This is a genomic window from Mycobacterium sp. Root265, assembly GCF_001428895.1.
Classification (GTDB): Bacteria; Actinomycetota; Actinomycetes; order Mycobacteriales; family Mycobacteriaceae; genus Mycobacterium.
This window is the reverse complement of sequence record NZ_LMJA01000030.1, coordinates 711,280-725,603: the sequence shown is the minus strand read 5'-3', so window position 1 is coordinate 725,603 and position 14,324 is coordinate 711,280. Positions and strand designations below refer to the sequence as shown.

Here is a 14,324-nt window from a genome sequence, read left to right as displayed (position 1 = left end):
CCATCCGACCACACCAAGCCATCCAGGACCACACCCCACAGCAGGCATACCTAAACCCAATTAACCAAAAAAACCTGCCAACTTCTTGACTCAAGACACGGAGTGCACGCGCCGCGCAAGTGTTATGTCTCAAGACATCGGTGACAGTTCTGCATCAAGACATCGGTGACACTTCGAGGGGTCTTGGTGGTGACACTTCTGCACCGAAGCTGCGGGGGGCTGTCAATGAACCCATCGATCCTCGTGTCCGCCTCGCGATCTCGCAGTGGCCCGATGACGCGCCCCGTGGAGCGGTCTCGACCTTCTGCACCGAACACGGCATCTCTCGGAAGTCGTTCTACGCGTCACGCAAACGGGTCAGGGCCGACGGGCGGGCTGCAGTGCTCGAACCCCGAACCCGTCGACCGAAGTACAGCCTTCGAAGCTGAGCGATGAGCTGAAAGCGCAGGCAGTGGCGGTGCTGATACACCGAATGTCACCGGTGTCTTGACGCAGAACCGTCACCGATGTCTCGATACATCACAATGCGCCGCGCGAGGTTCCTGTCACTGAAGCCGCAGCCGCCGAAATATGCTCAGAAGAACCATCATTCGTGTCGGTCAGACGCGTTCCCGCACGCTAGTTGAAGGCGAGCCAGCTGGGCAGCGCGCGTTCGCGGGAGTCGCACAGCACCTCGAAGGTGTCACACGACCCCTTGGGGACACCTGCGCCCGCCCACATCCCGCCGGTGTCGCGGCGCAGCACGATCGACGAGGACCCGCCGCCGTCGAGCAACAGTGCGGTGTCACTTCCCAAGCCGCGGAACAGGTCCTGTATCTGGTCGGGTGTGTAGCTGCCGCCCTGAAAGACGTACATCTCGTCGCGATCTCGGGCGTAGGCGAGCGCGGTACGTGCCGCCGAAGGACCGGGATCGTTCATCTGTCCGGTGGCCCCCGGGGAGAGCAGTCCGAGACCGCTGACCGCGACGAACCGGGTGCCCTTGTTGATCAGATCGGCGATCACCGGCCCTGCCGCATCGAAGTCGTCGCCAGAGCGCGGGGTCACCACGAACGGCGCCCCCGCCACCGGCAGGATCATCGTGGTCAAGGGCGTCCAGACCTCGTCGCCGCCGGACAGGCCCTGCTTGCCGGCGTAGGCGACGGTCCCGGTGAGCGGCACGTTCACCCGCCCGAGCCCGCGGGTGTTGTCGACGTAGGCGCCCAGCGGTGAACTGCAACCGGTGGTCTTCCAGGATCCGCGCTGCTGCCCGCGGATGTCGAAGAAGTTGGCGTTGATGGCAATCGTGGGCTGCCCCAACGCCTGCCACGCGGCAATCGGGGTGTAGATCTCCGAGGCCTGCACCAGCCCGTCCCCGGTGCGGGCGCCCGGGGTGCGCTCACACCGGGACTGGTAGCCGTTGTGGGTGTCCACCAGGAGCCGTGGTGCCAGCCGCTGGGAAGCGGACTTGATGATCATCAGGTGGCCACCACTGCCGCCCTCATACCAGTTGCCCGCGGCGTTGAGCATCGGCGTGGGATTAGCGCCGCCGAAGTTGTACACCAGATAGGAGCCGCGGGTGTTGGCGATGGCGGCTGCCAGCAACGCCCGGCCGTCGGCAGCTCTCGCGAGGGGCGCACCCGTGGTCGTCGCCAGCGCCGCGGTGACCGCGAGCGTGGCGATACCGGCGGCGACGCGCCGGATACGGGTGGCAGCGATCGGCACGGCGATCCCTTCGGGCTGATGTGGACAGACGACTCAGATTAATCACACCAGCAACGCTGTCAACTTGCGTCACAACTGCGTCTCGGTTGGGCATCGGGTTATGCGCTTGGTGGCCACCGGAACTGGGTATCCAGGCGAAACCACTGGCCTAGTTGAGGAGCACGCCATGATCGGAACCATCATCAGCGCCTTGTTCGTCGGTCTGATCGTCGGCGTGTTGGCGCGGCTGATCCTGCCCGGCAAACAAAGCATCGGCATCGTGATGACCGTCCTGCTGGGCGCGCTCGGATCGGTGGCGGGAAGCTGGGCGACCTATCAACTGGGGTACGCCAACTCCAACGGGGGCTGGGCCATGATCCCGTTCCTGGCCGGTGTCGGAGTGGCCGTCATTTTGGTCGCGCTCTACGTCGCGCTCACCGGCTCCCGCAAAGGCACGCCCGTCCGCTGAGCCGCTATCCCGGCGGCGCGAGCCGGTACACCGCATCGGCGTAATCGTCGGTGATGTACACCGCGCCGTCGGGACCGGTCACGGCGGCTACCGGTCTGCCCCAACGGGTTCCGTCGGGCGCCTGAAAGCCACCGACGAGGGTCTGCTGATCGCCGAGCACCCCGTCGCGCCACGAGAAGAACGACACCTCGGGTTCCTGCGGGTTCTGCCGGTTCCAGGACCCGTGCACACCCATCAGTGCGCCACTGGCATACGGTGCCGGAAGCTGTCCGTCCGTGAAGCTCATCCCCAATGGCGCCGAATGCGCGCCGAGGCTCTGCTCCACCCGGGGTAGCGCCGCGCAGTCCATCGCCTGCCCATCCGGGTTGGTCTGAACATCACGGATGAGTGCGAGATCGGCCGGGCCACCGTCGGGATTGCAGTAGGGCCAGCCGAGTTCACGGCCGGGGGTCAACCGGGCGACCGATTCCGGCGGATGGTCGTCGACGTAGGCGGGATCCACGGTGCCGGTGCCCGGGTCCGCGACATTGTCCCGATTGTTCACCGCCGTCCACACCGCTCCGTCCGGTGCGATGGCCAGGCCGGTGCCGTTGCGGACCCCGGTCGCGAAAGGCTCCATCTCGCCGCCGCCGGGCGGGACGCGCATGACGGTGGCCCGCGGTGGCGTAGCCGTGCGGTCCTCAACCGAGACGTTGCCGGTGGATCCGATGGAGAAGTACACCGCCCCGTCGGGACCGACGGCAACACTCTTGAGTGCGTGGGAGTACGCGCCGCGCAGATCGGGGCTGCGGGCGTCGGGAAGGCCGTCGGCAACGGTGCGGCGGTCGGTGGCGGCGCCGTCGCGGTAGGTATAGGCGTCGACGCGGTCGCTCTCCGCGACGTAGAGCGTGTCCCCGGCGAAGGTGAGCCCGTGCGGCTGGTTGAGACCCTCCAGCAGTACCTCGGTCTCGCCCGCGCGCACCGAAAGAACCTGTCCCGCACGGGGAATCGATACCAGCATCGCGCCGTCGGGTGCCCAGGCCGCCAGCCGTGGCTTAGGTGTCCTGGCCCATACTGCCAACGACCACCCCGCCGGGACCAGGGCCCGGCGGGGCTCGTCGAACGGGGCGTCATCCATACCGTCGGGCACGGTGACCGCCACTTCGCTCAGGGCCGCGATCCCCGGCGCGTCGGGGCTGCTGCGTGGTGGGCTCGTCGGGCTGCCGGTGGGCGGCCCGACCGGCGTGCCGGTCGAACAGGCGGCCAGCATGGCCGCGCCGGCCAGGGCGCCGGCGATTCTGCGGCTATCGGCCCAGGCCGGCATGCATCTCCCACAGCAGGATCTCGGCCGGCTCGGTCGCGGTGACCCGCTGCCCACCGGTCGCGGTGAGTCGGGCCGCATCACCTTCGAGCAGTTCGCCGGCGCCTTCCAGGCTCACCGCGCCGCGCGGTACGAACAGATGCAGGTAGGGCGCCTGCGGCAGCTGCACCGATTCGCCGGCCTGCAGACGGGCACCGTGCAGGGCGGCGTACTTGTTGCCGATGGTGATGGCGGCCTGGTCGCGGTGCTCGGGCATTCCGGAGGCGATGGTGACCAGCCGGCCGCGCAGCAGTTCGTCGTCGATCTCGAGCTGCTGGTAACCGGGGTCGCGGCCGGACTCATCCGGGACCACCCACATCTGCACGAAATGCACCGGCTCGCTGTGGCTCTCACGGCCCGTCAGGGTCCATGAGTCGTTCTTCTCCGAGTGGAGGATGCCGCGGCCTGCCGACATGCGTTGGGCCAGCCCCGGATAGATGACGCCGTTGTTGCCGGTGGAGTCCTGGTGGACCAGCGAGCCCTGCATCACCCAGGTCACGATCTCCATATCGCGGTGCGGGTGGGTATCGAACCCGGTGCCGGGTGCCACCCGGTCGTCATTGTTGACCAGCAGCAGACCGTGGTGGGTGTTGTCCGGCTCGTAGTTGCCGCCGAACGAGAACGAGTGCTTGGAATCGAGCCAGGAAATCCTGGTCGCCGCGCGATCCGCCGCGGGCCGGATGTCCACGGATGCGGTTCGGGTCATCGATGCTCCTCTGAGATCAGTGCCCAGCCTAGGCGCGGGGCGATGGACAGCACAACTTAAATGATGTGTCATGTATTCCATGTGGCTGAACGCGCGGGAGCAGACGCTGTGGCGGGGGTATCTGACGATGACGGGTCGGCTGGAGGCCGCGATGAACCGGCAGCTGCAGCAGGAGTGCGGATTGTCGCTGGCCGATTACGACGTGCTCGTCGCACTCGACGAGTCGCCCGGATGCCGGATGAACGATCTGGGGCAGCACCTTGGCTGGGAGCAGAGCCGGGTGTCACATCAACTGCGGCGAATGCGGGATCGCGGCCTGGTGGATCGCCACAACGCCGACGATGACCGTCGCGCGGTGATCGTCGAGCTGACGGCGCAGGGCCGCGACGCGTTGACCACCGCCGCGCCCGCGCACGCCGAGTTGGTGCGCACGGTGGTCTTCGAGGGGATGACGGCCGCCCAACTTCGTGCCGTCGATCAATGGGTGACCGGCGTGCTGGCCCGGCTCGGACCACCTTGAGGATCAGCCCGCCGGGTCCCAGCCACGCATCGCTGCCTGCATCCGGTCGTCGTCGAGCGCATCTACCCCGAGCGGCTTCTGATCCGGGCGGTACCGCATGCCCTCCAGCAGGAGCGCGACGTAGCGGCGCCACAGTTCGGGGTCGACGTGACCGGCCCATTCGCTGACGGTGCCGGCCAGCAGGCCGATGATCGGAGTATCGGTGTGCTCGATATCGGGGCGCAGGTGGCCGTCGTGCCGCGCTCGCTCGACCAGTTTGGTCACCAGTGGAACCAGATCTTCCCGGGCGCATTCGACGCGGTCCCCACCGTAGGCCTTGCTGTAGACCATCTCGCGTAGTCCGCGGTCGGTGGCGGTCAGCTCGCATTGACGCTCCATGAACCACACGAAACCGTCCCACGAATTCTCGTGTTGCAGGGCGGTTTCCGCCAGGCATACGACTTCGGCGATACCTTCTTCGAAGATCGCCTCGACGAGCTCTTCCTTGGTCGCGAAGCGCCGGTACACGGTCCCGACGCCGACGCCGGCGTGATGGGCGACATCGTTGAGGGTGGCCTCCATGCCCTTGATGGCAAACAGTTCGCGCGCCGCGGTGAGCACGCGCTGCCTGTTGCGCTCGGCGTCCTTGCGCAGGCCACGGCATGGTTTGTCAATCACGAAGCCCAGTTTAGTGATGTCCCTTACCAAAACGCTAGAACCGGATTGACTCTATCCACTTTGTGGGTTTAGATTCCAAGATCAGATCGCATGCCGACGGGGGCTCGCGGCGTCTCTCACCGAAAGGCACGACATGCCTGTAGTTTTCGTGCGCCCTTTTACGGCCGCGAAACCTCTGTCCGACAAGAATGGTCGTGTGCGATGACCCTCATCAAACGGGTCTGGCTGCCCCTCCTGGTGGTGTTTGCCATCGCGATCGGCCTGGTGGCCGTGTCGAATCTGCGCTCGGTGTTCGGATCGGACGGTGCCATCGTCACCCCGATCGACGCCGATACCGCCGAGAACTTCAATCCCAAGATCGTCAAGTACGAGATCTTCGGGACGGGGTCCTACGCCTCCATCAACTATGCCGACCTGGACGGCAAGCCGCAGCGCACGGGCGAGGTCACTCTGCCCTGGACGCTGACCCTGGAGACGACGCTGCCGTCGGTCATGCCGAACATCATGGCCCAGGGCGACGGTTCATCCATTACCTGCCGCGTCACCGTTGATGACGAGGTGAAAGACGAAAGGACGGCCGACGGTATGAACGCCGCCACCTACTGCCTGGTGAAGGCCGCATGACGATCTATACCGACGATGCGCCGACCGATGCCATGCCACCGGCGCGGCACGCGGCCCGTCCGAAGTTACCCCGCTTCATCAGGGCGTTCGCGGTGCCGATCGTGCTGGCCTGGGTCGTCATCGTGGCCCTGCTCAACACGGTCGTGCCCCAGCTCGAAGAGGTCGGCAAGCTGCGCGCCGTCTCGATGAGCCCCAACGACGCACCCGCGTTGATCGCGACCAAGCACGTCGGGCAGAAGTTCGAGGAATACGACACCTCCAGCTCGGTGATGATCGTGCTGGAGGGCGACGAGCCGCTGGGTCCGGACGCGCATGCGTTCTACGACGAGGTGGTCCGAAAGCTCAACGCGGACACCACCCATGTGCAGCACGTGCAGGATTTCTGGGGCGACACGCTGACTGCTGCCGGTGCGCAGAGCATCGACGGCAAGGCCGCCTATGTGCAGGTCTACATCGCCGGTGACCAGGGCGAAGCGCTGGCCAACGAGTCGGTGCAGGCCGTACGCGACACCGTCGAAGGTACCCAGGCGCCGCCGGGCGTGAAGGCGTACGTCACCGGGCCCGCGGCGCTGACCACCGACCAGAACATCGTCGGTGACGCCAGCATGAAAACCATTGAGGGCGTGACGATCATCATCATCATCGTGATGCTGCTGATCATCTACCGGTCATTCGTCACGATGCTCGTCACCATGTCGATGGTGTTCGTCGGACTGTTGTCGGCCCGCGGCATCGTGTCCTTCCTCGGCTACTACCAGGTGTTCGGATTGACCACCTTCGCCACCAGCATGGTGGTGACGCTGGCGATCGCGGCCGCCACGGACTACGCGATCTTCCTGATCGGGCGCTATCAGGAGGCCCGGCGATCGGGCATGGACAAGGAATCGGCCTACTACGACATGTTCCACGGCACCGCGCACGTGGTGCTCGCCTCGGGCCTGACGATTGCCGGCGCCACCGCCTGCCTGCACTTCACCCGGTTGCCGTACTTCCAGAGCATGGGCTTCCCACTGGCGATCGGTATGACGATCGTGGTGGCCGCCGCGCTCACGCTCGGGCCTGCACTGATCTCGATTGTGACCCGGTTCGGAAAAGTGCTGGAGCCCAAGGGTAATGGCCGTGCCCGCGGTTGGCGCCGGCTCGGCGCCGCGACGGTGCGCTGGCCCGGAGCCATCCTGGTGATGGCGATCGTGCTGTGCATGGTGGGTCTGCTGGCCCTGCCCGGCTACCACACCATCTACAACGACCGCATCTATCTGCCCAGCGACGTGCCCGCCAACGTGGGCTACGCCGCATCGGATCGGCACTTCTCCGATGCCAAGATGAATCCCGACCTGGTGATGGTCGAATCCGATCACGACATGCGTAATCCCGCGGACTTCCTGGTGATCGAGAAGATCGCCAAGGCGCTGGTGCGGGTGCACGGCATCGCGTCGGTCACCACGATCACCCGCCCGGACGGTAAACCGATCAAGCATGCCTCGCTGGCGTACACGGTGAGCCAGAGCGGCAACGGCCAGATCATGAACAACGATTTCCAGCAGACCGTGCTGGACAACACCTTGCAGCAGGCCAACGAGATGCAGGTGACCATCGACTCGATGGAGACGATGCAGCGCATCACGCTGGAACTGGCTGATGTCACCCGACGTATGTCGGACAAGATGAACGACACCTCGGCCAACCTCAACGAGGTGCGGGACCATCTGGCCGATTTCGACGATCAGTTCCGTCCGCTGCGCAACTACTTCTATTGGGAGCCACACTGCTTCAACATCCCGCTGTGCTGGTCGATGCGGTCGGTGTTCGACAGCCTCGACGGCATCAGCACGATGTCGGACGATTTCACCGAACTGGTCCCCGACATCGAACGGATGGCCGAGCTGACACCGCAGATGGCGGCCGTGATGCCGGCGATGATCCAGACGATGAAGAATCAGAAGCAGATCATGCTGAACCAGTACCAGGCTCAGAAGATGCAGCAGGATCAGAACATCGCCATGCAAGAGGACAGCACCGCGATGGGTGAGGCGTATGACACCGCCCGCAATGACGACACCTTCTACCTGCCGCCGGAAGCCTTTGAGACCGCCGACTTCCAGCGCGGTATGAAGCTGATGATGTCACCGGACGGAAAAGCGGTGCGGTTCACCGTGTTCCATCAAGGTGATCCACTGACCGAGGACGGCACCGAGCGCATCGATCCGCTGCGCATCGCGGCGGCCGACGCCATCAAGGGCACCCCGTTGGAGGGTTCCACGGTGTTCGTCGGCGGAAGCGCAGCGATGTACAAGGACATGCAGCAGGGCGCCGACTACGACCTGCTGATCGCCGCCGTCGCATCGCTGATCCTGATCTTCCTCATCATGGTGATCCTGACCCGGGCCGTCGCCGCGGCCGCGGTCATCGTCGGCACGGTGGTGCTGAGTCTGGGGACGTCGTTCGGCCTGTCGGTGCTGTTGTGGCAGCACATCGTCGGTATCCCGTTGGGCTGGATGGTGCTGCCGATGACGGTCATCGTCCTGCTCGCGGTGGGAGCCGATTACAACCTGTTGCTGGTGTCGCGGATGAAGGAGGAGATAGGAGCCGGCATCAACACCGGGATCATCCGCTCCATGGCCGGTACCGGATCCGTGGTCACCGCAGCGGGATTCGTGTTCGCCTTCACCATGATCGGCATGCTCGTCAGCGACATGATCGTGATCGGGCAGGTGGGTTCCACCATCGGTCTGGGCCTGCTGTTCGACACCCTGGTGGTGCGGTCGCTGATGACGCCGTCGATCGCCGCGCTGATGGGCAGGTGGTTCTGGTGGCCACTGCACGTGCGTCCCCGGCCGAAACCACAGGCCTGGCCCAAGGTCACCCAGGAGGTGAACGCATGAAGCGTCGGATGATGGCCGGTCTGGTCACGGCGTTGGTCACGCTGCCGATCACCCTGGCGCCCACGGCGTCAGCGGATCGGGACACCGACTTCGCCACGGAACTACACGGTTTCGGGATCTACGGCCAGCGCGACTACAACGCGTGGCTGGCGAAGATCACCTGCAAACGCCTCACCACCGGGGTGGATGCCGACGCGGGCGAGTCGGCGGTCTTCCTGTCCGGCAATCTGGCGCGGACGTCGAGCACCGAACAGGTCTGGCAGTTCCTGGGAAGCGGACTGCGGCTCTACTGCCCCGAACATCTCGGGAAACTCACTGCGATGTCGAACGATCATCCGGAGGTGCCATGACCCTGCACAGCATTCGATGGACGATGCGGGCGCTGTTGCTCATCGTCACGGCATCGGTCGCGGCGGCGCTGCTCGCGTCGCCGCAGGCCTTCGCCGATGCCACCGATGAGTATCCGATCCCCAGCAAGCAAATCGAAACACAGTGCGACGCCGAGCAGTACCTGGCGGCGGCCCGTGACACCAGCCCCGTCTACTTCGAGCGGTACATGCTGGACAAGAGCAACCGACCGCTCGATGTGCAGCAGATGGCAGAAGACCGCATCCACTGGTTCTACTCACTGGATGCCGCCGGGCGGCGCCAGTACTCCGAGGACACTGCCACCAACATCTACTACGAGCAGGTGGCCACCCGCTGGGGCAACTGGGCGAAGGTCTTCTTCAACAACAAGGGCGTCGTGGCCAAGGCGGCCGCGGTCTGCATGAACTATCCGCGCGGTGACCTGTCGGTGTGGGACTGGCCGGTCGCCCGCTGAACGAGTTGGCGCGACCGGGGTAGACGGCTGCGCTTAGATTCGAGGCATGGGCCAGCCGTACCCGGACTATCACGACGACGATGACTACATCGACGACGACGAGATCATCGAGCCCCCGAGTAAGCGCGGTGCCGTGGGCATCTTCCTGCTCGGGTGGCTCTTCCTGCCGGTCGCAGGCATTCTGCTCAGCGAGCTGCAGAGCCCGTGGTTCGAGGTCGGCGCCGTCGTCACGCTGGCGTTCGTCGCCGCCTTCGTCGTGGCGGTGGTGCGCGTGGTGAAGAACTTCTAGCTGCGTGCCCGCGCTCCGTCCGGCAGGCGTCGGCCGGAGTAACCTCGAGGCAGGGTTGGGACCCAAGGGGGCACAAGATGAATGTGAAGAGGATCTTGGCGGCAACCGCTATCGCTGGCTCGCTGGGTGCGGGCGCGGCCGGTTTCGGAACGGGCTCCGCGTACGCCGACGACCACTGGGTGCCGTGGGTGCCGAACGTGGACCAGATCGTCCCGAATGGGCCCGCGCCCGGTCAGGTCAAGAAATGGTGCCCGTGGCAGTCCGCTCCCGGGCATTGGGTCGGCGGCCCGCACGGGATTCCCTGCACCTGAGTTGCCGCCCTTTCCAGGGTGAGTTCGCGCATGCTCCCGACCACCCTCAACCCACCGGTCGGGAGGGCTTAGTCTGTCGACGTGGATATCAATGGAGCTAGCGCAATCGTCACCGGTGGCGCGTCCGGCATCGGCGCGGCCTCGGCCCGCCAGCTGGCCGCCAAGGGCGCCAGGGTCGTCGTCGCCGACCTCAACGCCGAACGCGGGCAGGAACTCGCGCATGAGATCGGCGGCGTATTCGTCACCGTCGACGTCACCAACACCGACCAGATCCTGGACGCGGTGAACACCGCCGTCGACCTCGGCCCGCTGCGCGCCCTGGTCAACTCGGCCGGCATCGGCTGGGCCCAGCGGACCATCGGCAAGGACGGCCAGTTCGACTCGGCCCACAATCTGGACGCCTACAAGAAGGTGCTCGCCATCAACCTGGTGGGCACCTTCGACGCGATCCGCCTCGCCGCCACCGCGATGAGCCGCAACGAGTTCACCGATACCGGCGAGCGTGGCGCCATCGTCAACCTGACCAGTGTCGCCGCATTCGACGGCCAGATCGGTCAGGCGGCCTACTCGTCGTCCAAGGGCGGCGTCGTCGGCCTCACCCTGCCGGTTGCGCGTGATCTCTCCGCGTCGGGCATCCGCGTCAACACCGTGGCGCCCGGCCTCATCGACACCCCGATCTACGGGGAAGGTGAAGCCTCGGAGGCCTTCAAGGCCAAGCTGGGCGAATCGGTGCTGTTCCCGCACCGACTTGGCAAGCCCGAGGAGCTGGCCTCGATGGTGCTCGAACTGCTCACCAACTCGTACATGAACGCCGAGGTCGTCCGCGTCGACGGCGGTATCCGGATGCCCCCGAAGTAACTTCTACACCTGCGAACAGCCCCCTCTCCCACCCGGGCGAGGGGGCTGTTTGTGGTGTCCGGAACCTGCGAGCGTCACGAAACTGCCGGAATGCGCGTTATGTTGCGAGAAAATTTGCCGCATCTGCAAATTTTGCAGCGGTCGGCTCCTGGGCAAAGTGTCACGGGAAACCGAACCGCAAAAACGAGCAAATTCCGAAAGATCTTGCCAGATCGAGTTGAAATGGGCCTTAGTGTCGACAAGTCGCGCGTACAGTCACCGCTACTGTCAACTCTTCGCACAATGAGGTCGGGGATCATCTTGGTCAACAAGCATCGCAAAAGTAATAGCTATAAGGTCCGCACAGCATTGCTGGGGCTGACCACGACCACCGCGATGGCGGCCACCATCGCGGTCTCGGCTCCGGTGCCGACGCCCCCGACGCTACTGGCCCACGAACAGCACAGTGTGAGCCTGACCGCGGCCAGTACCCCGTACCAGCAGGCACAGGACGTCATCAACACGCTGCTGCCGGCGCTGGTCAACACCTTCGGCGCGCAACCCAGGGTTACCCTCGACACGCTGCTGGCCCAGGTGCCGGACGGGCTGTTGACCGACCTGCTCAACGCCAACGGCAACACCATCAACGTGGCGACGCTGCTGGCCACGCTCGGGTTGAACGACGCCGGCTCGGATCTCAACACCGCGGTCACTGCGGCCATCAGTTCGGCGCTGGCCGACTTCCTTGCGTCGGCCACGACCGGCCAGGGCGCGGAGGATCTGCGGGCCCAGTTGACCGCGGCGATCGCCACGGCAGTGGATGCGCAACTCCGGGCAGTCAGTGTCTCGGTCAAGCCCGTCAGCTTTCTGCCCGCCGTCACGATCAGACTGACGGACGTCCTTGGCTCCGCCGGCGTCACCAATCTGGCGAACTCGGTGGCCGGCGGCGTTGCCGGCAGCATCGTGGGCAACCTGACCGAGATCCTGCCCACCGCCGACGAACTGACCGCCGAGATCACCGCAGCGCTCCCGGACCTGCTGACGACCCTCTTCAACAATGCCGACCTGGCCGATGCCGAGGGCAACTTCCAGCTGGGCAACCTGCTCGAATTGGTCGGACTCAATCTGGCCAGTCTGGCGGACAGCGGCGCGCTCAGCATCACCTCGGCCGGTCCGCTGTTCACCCTCGCTCGGCTGCTGGGCGGGGTGGACCTCGGCTGGACACCCGGCACGCAGAGCGCCATCGCCGATTCCGTCAACGGCACCGGCTATCTGGATCTCGGCACGTCGACGCTGAAGACGAACCTCGCTGCGGCCCTGGCCGATGCACTGGCGGACGGGTCGCTGGCCGCGGACCTGGGCACCGTGCTGACGCCGGCGTTGAACAACATCGTCAACCAGATCGTGGACAACGCGACCGACACCCTGGAAGCCGACTTGCGGAGCAGCATCCAGGGCGCGCTCAGTGGACTGAACTTCAGGGTGTTGGGGGTGAACGTCCCGGCAGGAAACCTGCTCTTCGGTGCGTTGAGTCCGCTCATCGGCGATCTCGCAGACAATCTGAACGGCCAGCTGTCGGGCAACGTCGAGGGGCTGGTGGAAGGGCTCGTGGAAACGGGCACCGGCAGCATCGGTGGCGCGCTCACCGAGGCAGTCAACGGCGCCATCGATGCCATTCCCGATCAGGAGATCGCCTCGGTCCGGATCCCGATCGTCATCGGTAGCGGATTGGGAGCGTTCTCGGCCGGTGCCGCCTACCGAGATGTGCTGGCGCAGCTGTCATCTCAGCCCGGTGGTCTGGACTACGCCGGCGAGAATCCGCTGCTCGGCAGCTTGACGATCCTGCCGGCCATCCTTCTCAACAACGCGGGGCGCGCCAACGGCGGCATCATGGCCAGGTTCGCGGACCTGTTCGCGATGCTGGGAATCGATGCCGTGACACCGGATGTCGCGATCAGCAGCAGTGGTGGCACACCGATAGGTGACACCGGCCTGGCCTTGGGCGGCGCGAATCTGGTGCCGGTGAAGATCGACGCCACCGTCGAGTACCAGCTGATGTCGGACTTCGCGGCCTGGGCCAACCCCGTCACGTTGTTGAACAACGTCGTCGCGGGTCTGCTCCCGACCTACATGCTGCGTGGCGTGGACGTCACGGGCGCGGCCGGGCAGTTGACGTCGGAACTGGAGGAACTGGTCGGCAGCCTGGCCGACCAGAATGCGGCCGACACCAATATCTACCTGACGGTGCGGGCCAACAGTCTTCCGATGCTGGAGCCGCTCTACCTGATCGGTGACGTCATGCGGCTGGCGGGCCTGGCGCCGGTGGCCAACCTGGTGAACGGATTGGCCAACGCCCTGTCACCGGCGTTGCGGAGTCTGACGAACCTGGGCTACTCGGACGCGTTCTGGAATCCCGAGACCGGGGCCTACGAGCGCACGCTCGATTCCGCCGCGACCCGGGTGCAGTTCGGCACACTGCCGAACGTCAACTGGGGTGAGGTACTGCCCAATGTGCTCAGGCAACTCGGCACCGGCTTCCGGACCGCGATGACGACGAACAACAACACCGGCCCGAATGCTCTTTCTTCGGTGGGCGATCTGCTCAACGGCAATATCGGTGACGTGCTGTCCGGGTTGACCGGTGCCGCCGGCGATGCGCTGGCCGATGTCCAGATCACCGCGGCCGACGGCACCGAGGCGGGAACTGCCGAGAGGTCAGCGGCGAATCGCTCGGTGGCCGCAGATCCGGTGCCCGCGGCCACTCCGCCGTCGGCTCCGCCGGCCGAGGAGCCAGTCGAGCAGCCTGCGGAGCCGGTTGCCGAGGAACAGGTCGAGGTGGTCGAGCCCGAGGTCAAGCGGTTGCCCAAGACGCCGAAGCGGGTCAGGGAGGCGGCGAAGACCGCCGCCGAACTCGCGGCGGCCAAGGCACCCGTCGCCGACAACGGCCCCAAGAAGCCCGACAACGACCAGGGCGACAGCGGCGCGGACGCCAAGTCCGAATCGAGCGGCAGCGACAGCGCGGGAGGTGAGAACGCCGCCTGAGTGTCCGAAAAATAGAACCGCCCAACTCCGAAAGGGGTTGGGCGGTTCGCTGTCGGCGACCGCACAACCCGGCCTCCGGCAAAGTGAGAAACCGGCAACATGCGCGCATAAGTGTTGTCGCAGAGCGGAAATACGCAACGGGAAA

Annotated in this window: 14 protein-coding genes and 1 pseudogene; 11 read left to right on the top strand and 4 right to left on the bottom strand. The window is 65.6% G+C overall.

Features of this window, described 5'->3' with window-relative positions; genetic code table 11:
* Positions 1–233 precede the first annotated feature (233 nt).
* Positions 234–460 (top strand): annotated as a pseudogene (locus ASE48_RS33905) (IS481 family transposase); the annotation flags it as partial.
* A gap of 158 nt (positions 461–618) precedes the next feature.
* On the opposite strand, the gene ASE48_RS25795 reads toward ASE48_RS33905, so the two are convergent.
* A complete protein-coding gene (locus ASE48_RS25795; RefSeq protein ID WP_082614420.1) occupies positions 619–1,707 on the bottom strand; it encodes a phosphodiester glycosidase family protein in 1,089 nt (362 codons plus the stop codon).
* A 160-nt stretch (positions 1,708–1,867) separates the two neighbouring features.
* Here ASE48_RS25795 and ASE48_RS25790 point away from each other — a divergent pair, with 160 nt between their 5' ends.
* Positions 1,868–2,149, top strand: a complete 282-nt coding sequence (locus ASE48_RS25790) for a GlsB/YeaQ/YmgE family stress response membrane protein (RefSeq protein WP_057169976.1) — start codon at positions 1,868–1,870, stop codon at positions 2,147–2,149.
* A gap of 4 nt (positions 2,150–2,153) precedes the next feature.
* Here the strand turns inward: ASE48_RS25790 and ASE48_RS25785 are convergent, their stop codons facing one another.
* Positions 2,154–3,452 carry a PQQ-dependent sugar dehydrogenase gene (locus ASE48_RS25785; RefSeq protein WP_057169975.1) on the bottom strand — a complete coding sequence of 433 codons (1,299 nt, stop codon included), beginning with the start codon at positions 3,450–3,452 and terminating at the stop codon, positions 2,154–2,156.
* On the bottom strand, positions 3,433–4,194 hold the full coding sequence (locus ASE48_RS25780) for a pirin family protein (protein WP_057169974.1): 762 nt from the start codon (positions 4,192–4,194) through the stop codon (positions 3,433–3,435). The genes ASE48_RS25785 and ASE48_RS25780 overlap by 20 nt, the downstream gene beginning before the upstream one ends.
* Positions 4,195–4,264: 70 nt before the next feature.
* Between ASE48_RS25780 and ASE48_RS25775 the strand changes: the two genes are divergently transcribed.
* A complete protein-coding gene (locus tag ASE48_RS25775) occupies positions 4,265–4,714 on the top strand; it encodes a MarR family winged helix-turn-helix transcriptional regulator (protein WP_057169973.1) in 450 nt (149 codons plus the stop codon).
* A 3-nt stretch (positions 4,715–4,717) separates the two neighbouring features.
* Here ASE48_RS25775 and ASE48_RS25770 read toward each other — a convergent pair whose 3' ends face one another.
* A complete protein-coding gene (locus ASE48_RS25770; protein ID WP_057169972.1) occupies positions 4,718–5,371 on the bottom strand; it encodes a TetR/AcrR family transcriptional regulator in 654 nt (217 codons plus the stop codon).
* Positions 5,372–5,572: 201 nt separating this feature from the next.
* Between ASE48_RS25770 and ASE48_RS25765 the strand changes: the two genes are divergently transcribed.
* The 8 genes from ASE48_RS25765 to ASE48_RS25730 all read left to right on the top strand — a co-directional run bounded on the left by ASE48_RS25765 (position 5,573) and on the right by ASE48_RS25730 (position 14,179).
* Positions 5,573–5,995, top strand: a complete 423-nt coding sequence (locus ASE48_RS25765; protein WP_057169971.1) for an MmpS family transport accessory protein — start codon at positions 5,573–5,575, stop codon at positions 5,993–5,995.
* Positions 5,992–8,877 carry an MMPL/RND family transporter gene (locus ASE48_RS25760; RefSeq protein WP_057169970.1) on the top strand — a complete coding sequence of 962 codons (2,886 nt, stop codon included), beginning with the start codon at positions 5,992–5,994 and terminating at the stop codon, positions 8,875–8,877. The genes ASE48_RS25765 and ASE48_RS25760 overlap by 4 nt, the downstream gene beginning before the upstream one ends.
* Positions 8,874–9,227, top strand: coding sequence for a DUF732 domain-containing protein (locus ASE48_RS25755; RefSeq protein WP_156409363.1), 354 nt, complete (start codon positions 8,874–8,876; stop codon positions 9,225–9,227). The genes ASE48_RS25760 and ASE48_RS25755 overlap by 4 nt, the downstream gene beginning before the upstream one ends.
* Positions 9,228–9,250: 23 nt before the next feature.
* Positions 9,251–9,700 carry a DUF5078 domain-containing protein gene (locus ASE48_RS25750; RefSeq protein ID WP_057169968.1) on the top strand — a complete coding sequence of 150 codons (450 nt, stop codon included), beginning with the start codon at positions 9,251–9,253 and terminating at the stop codon, positions 9,698–9,700.
* Positions 9,701–9,746: 46 nt separating this feature from the next.
* A complete protein-coding gene (locus tag ASE48_RS25745) occupies positions 9,747–9,989 on the top strand; it encodes a hypothetical protein (protein WP_057169967.1) in 243 nt (80 codons plus the stop codon).
* A gap of 95 nt (positions 9,990–10,084) precedes the next feature.
* Positions 10,085–10,300, top strand: coding sequence for a hypothetical protein (locus ASE48_RS25740; protein WP_235571481.1), 216 nt, complete (start codon positions 10,085–10,087; stop codon positions 10,298–10,300).
* Positions 10,301–10,381: 81 nt separating this feature from the next.
* On the top strand, positions 10,382–11,158 hold the full coding sequence (locus ASE48_RS25735; protein ID WP_057169965.1) for an SDR family NAD(P)-dependent oxidoreductase: 777 nt from the start codon (positions 10,382–10,384) through the stop codon (positions 11,156–11,158).
* 348 nt (positions 11,159–11,506) lie between these two features.
* Positions 11,507–14,179 carry a hypothetical protein gene (locus ASE48_RS25730; RefSeq protein ID WP_057169964.1) on the top strand — a complete coding sequence of 891 codons (2,673 nt, stop codon included), beginning with the start codon at positions 11,507–11,509 and terminating at the stop codon, positions 14,177–14,179.
* Positions 14,180–14,324: the final 145 nt, after the last annotated feature.

What these genes read in the sequence shown, in the direction of transcription:
- ASE48_RS25785 (WP_057169975.1), bottom strand. Translation starts at nt 3,452, where the DNA reads ATGCCGGCCTGGGCCGATAGCCGCAGAATCGCCGGCGCCCTGGCCGGC.
- ASE48_RS25755 (WP_156409363.1), top strand. Translation starts at nt 8,874, where the DNA reads ATGAAGCGTCGGATGATGGCCGGTCTGGTCACGGCGTTGGTCACGCTG.
- ASE48_RS25745 (WP_057169967.1), top strand. Translation starts at nt 9,747, where the DNA reads ATGGGCCAGCCGTACCCGGACTATCACGACGACGATGACTACATCGAC.
- ASE48_RS25780 (WP_057169974.1), bottom strand. Translation starts at nt 4,194, where the DNA reads ATGACCCGAACCGCATCCGTGGACATCCGGCCCGCGGCGGATCGCGCG.
- ASE48_RS25765 (WP_057169971.1), top strand. Translation starts at nt 5,573, where the DNA reads ATGACCCTCATCAAACGGGTCTGGCTGCCCCTCCTGGTGGTGTTTGCC.
- ASE48_RS25775 (WP_057169973.1), top strand. Translation starts at nt 4,265, where the DNA reads ATGTATTCCATGTGGCTGAACGCGCGGGAGCAGACGCTGTGGCGGGGG.
- ASE48_RS25790 (WP_057169976.1), top strand. Translation starts at nt 1,868, where the DNA reads ATGATCGGAACCATCATCAGCGCCTTGTTCGTCGGTCTGATCGTCGGC.
- ASE48_RS25760 (WP_057169970.1), top strand. Translation starts at nt 5,992, where the DNA reads ATGACGATCTATACCGACGATGCGCCGACCGATGCCATGCCACCGGCG.
- ASE48_RS25750 (WP_057169968.1), top strand. Translation starts at nt 9,251, where the DNA reads ATGCGGGCGCTGTTGCTCATCGTCACGGCATCGGTCGCGGCGGCGCTG.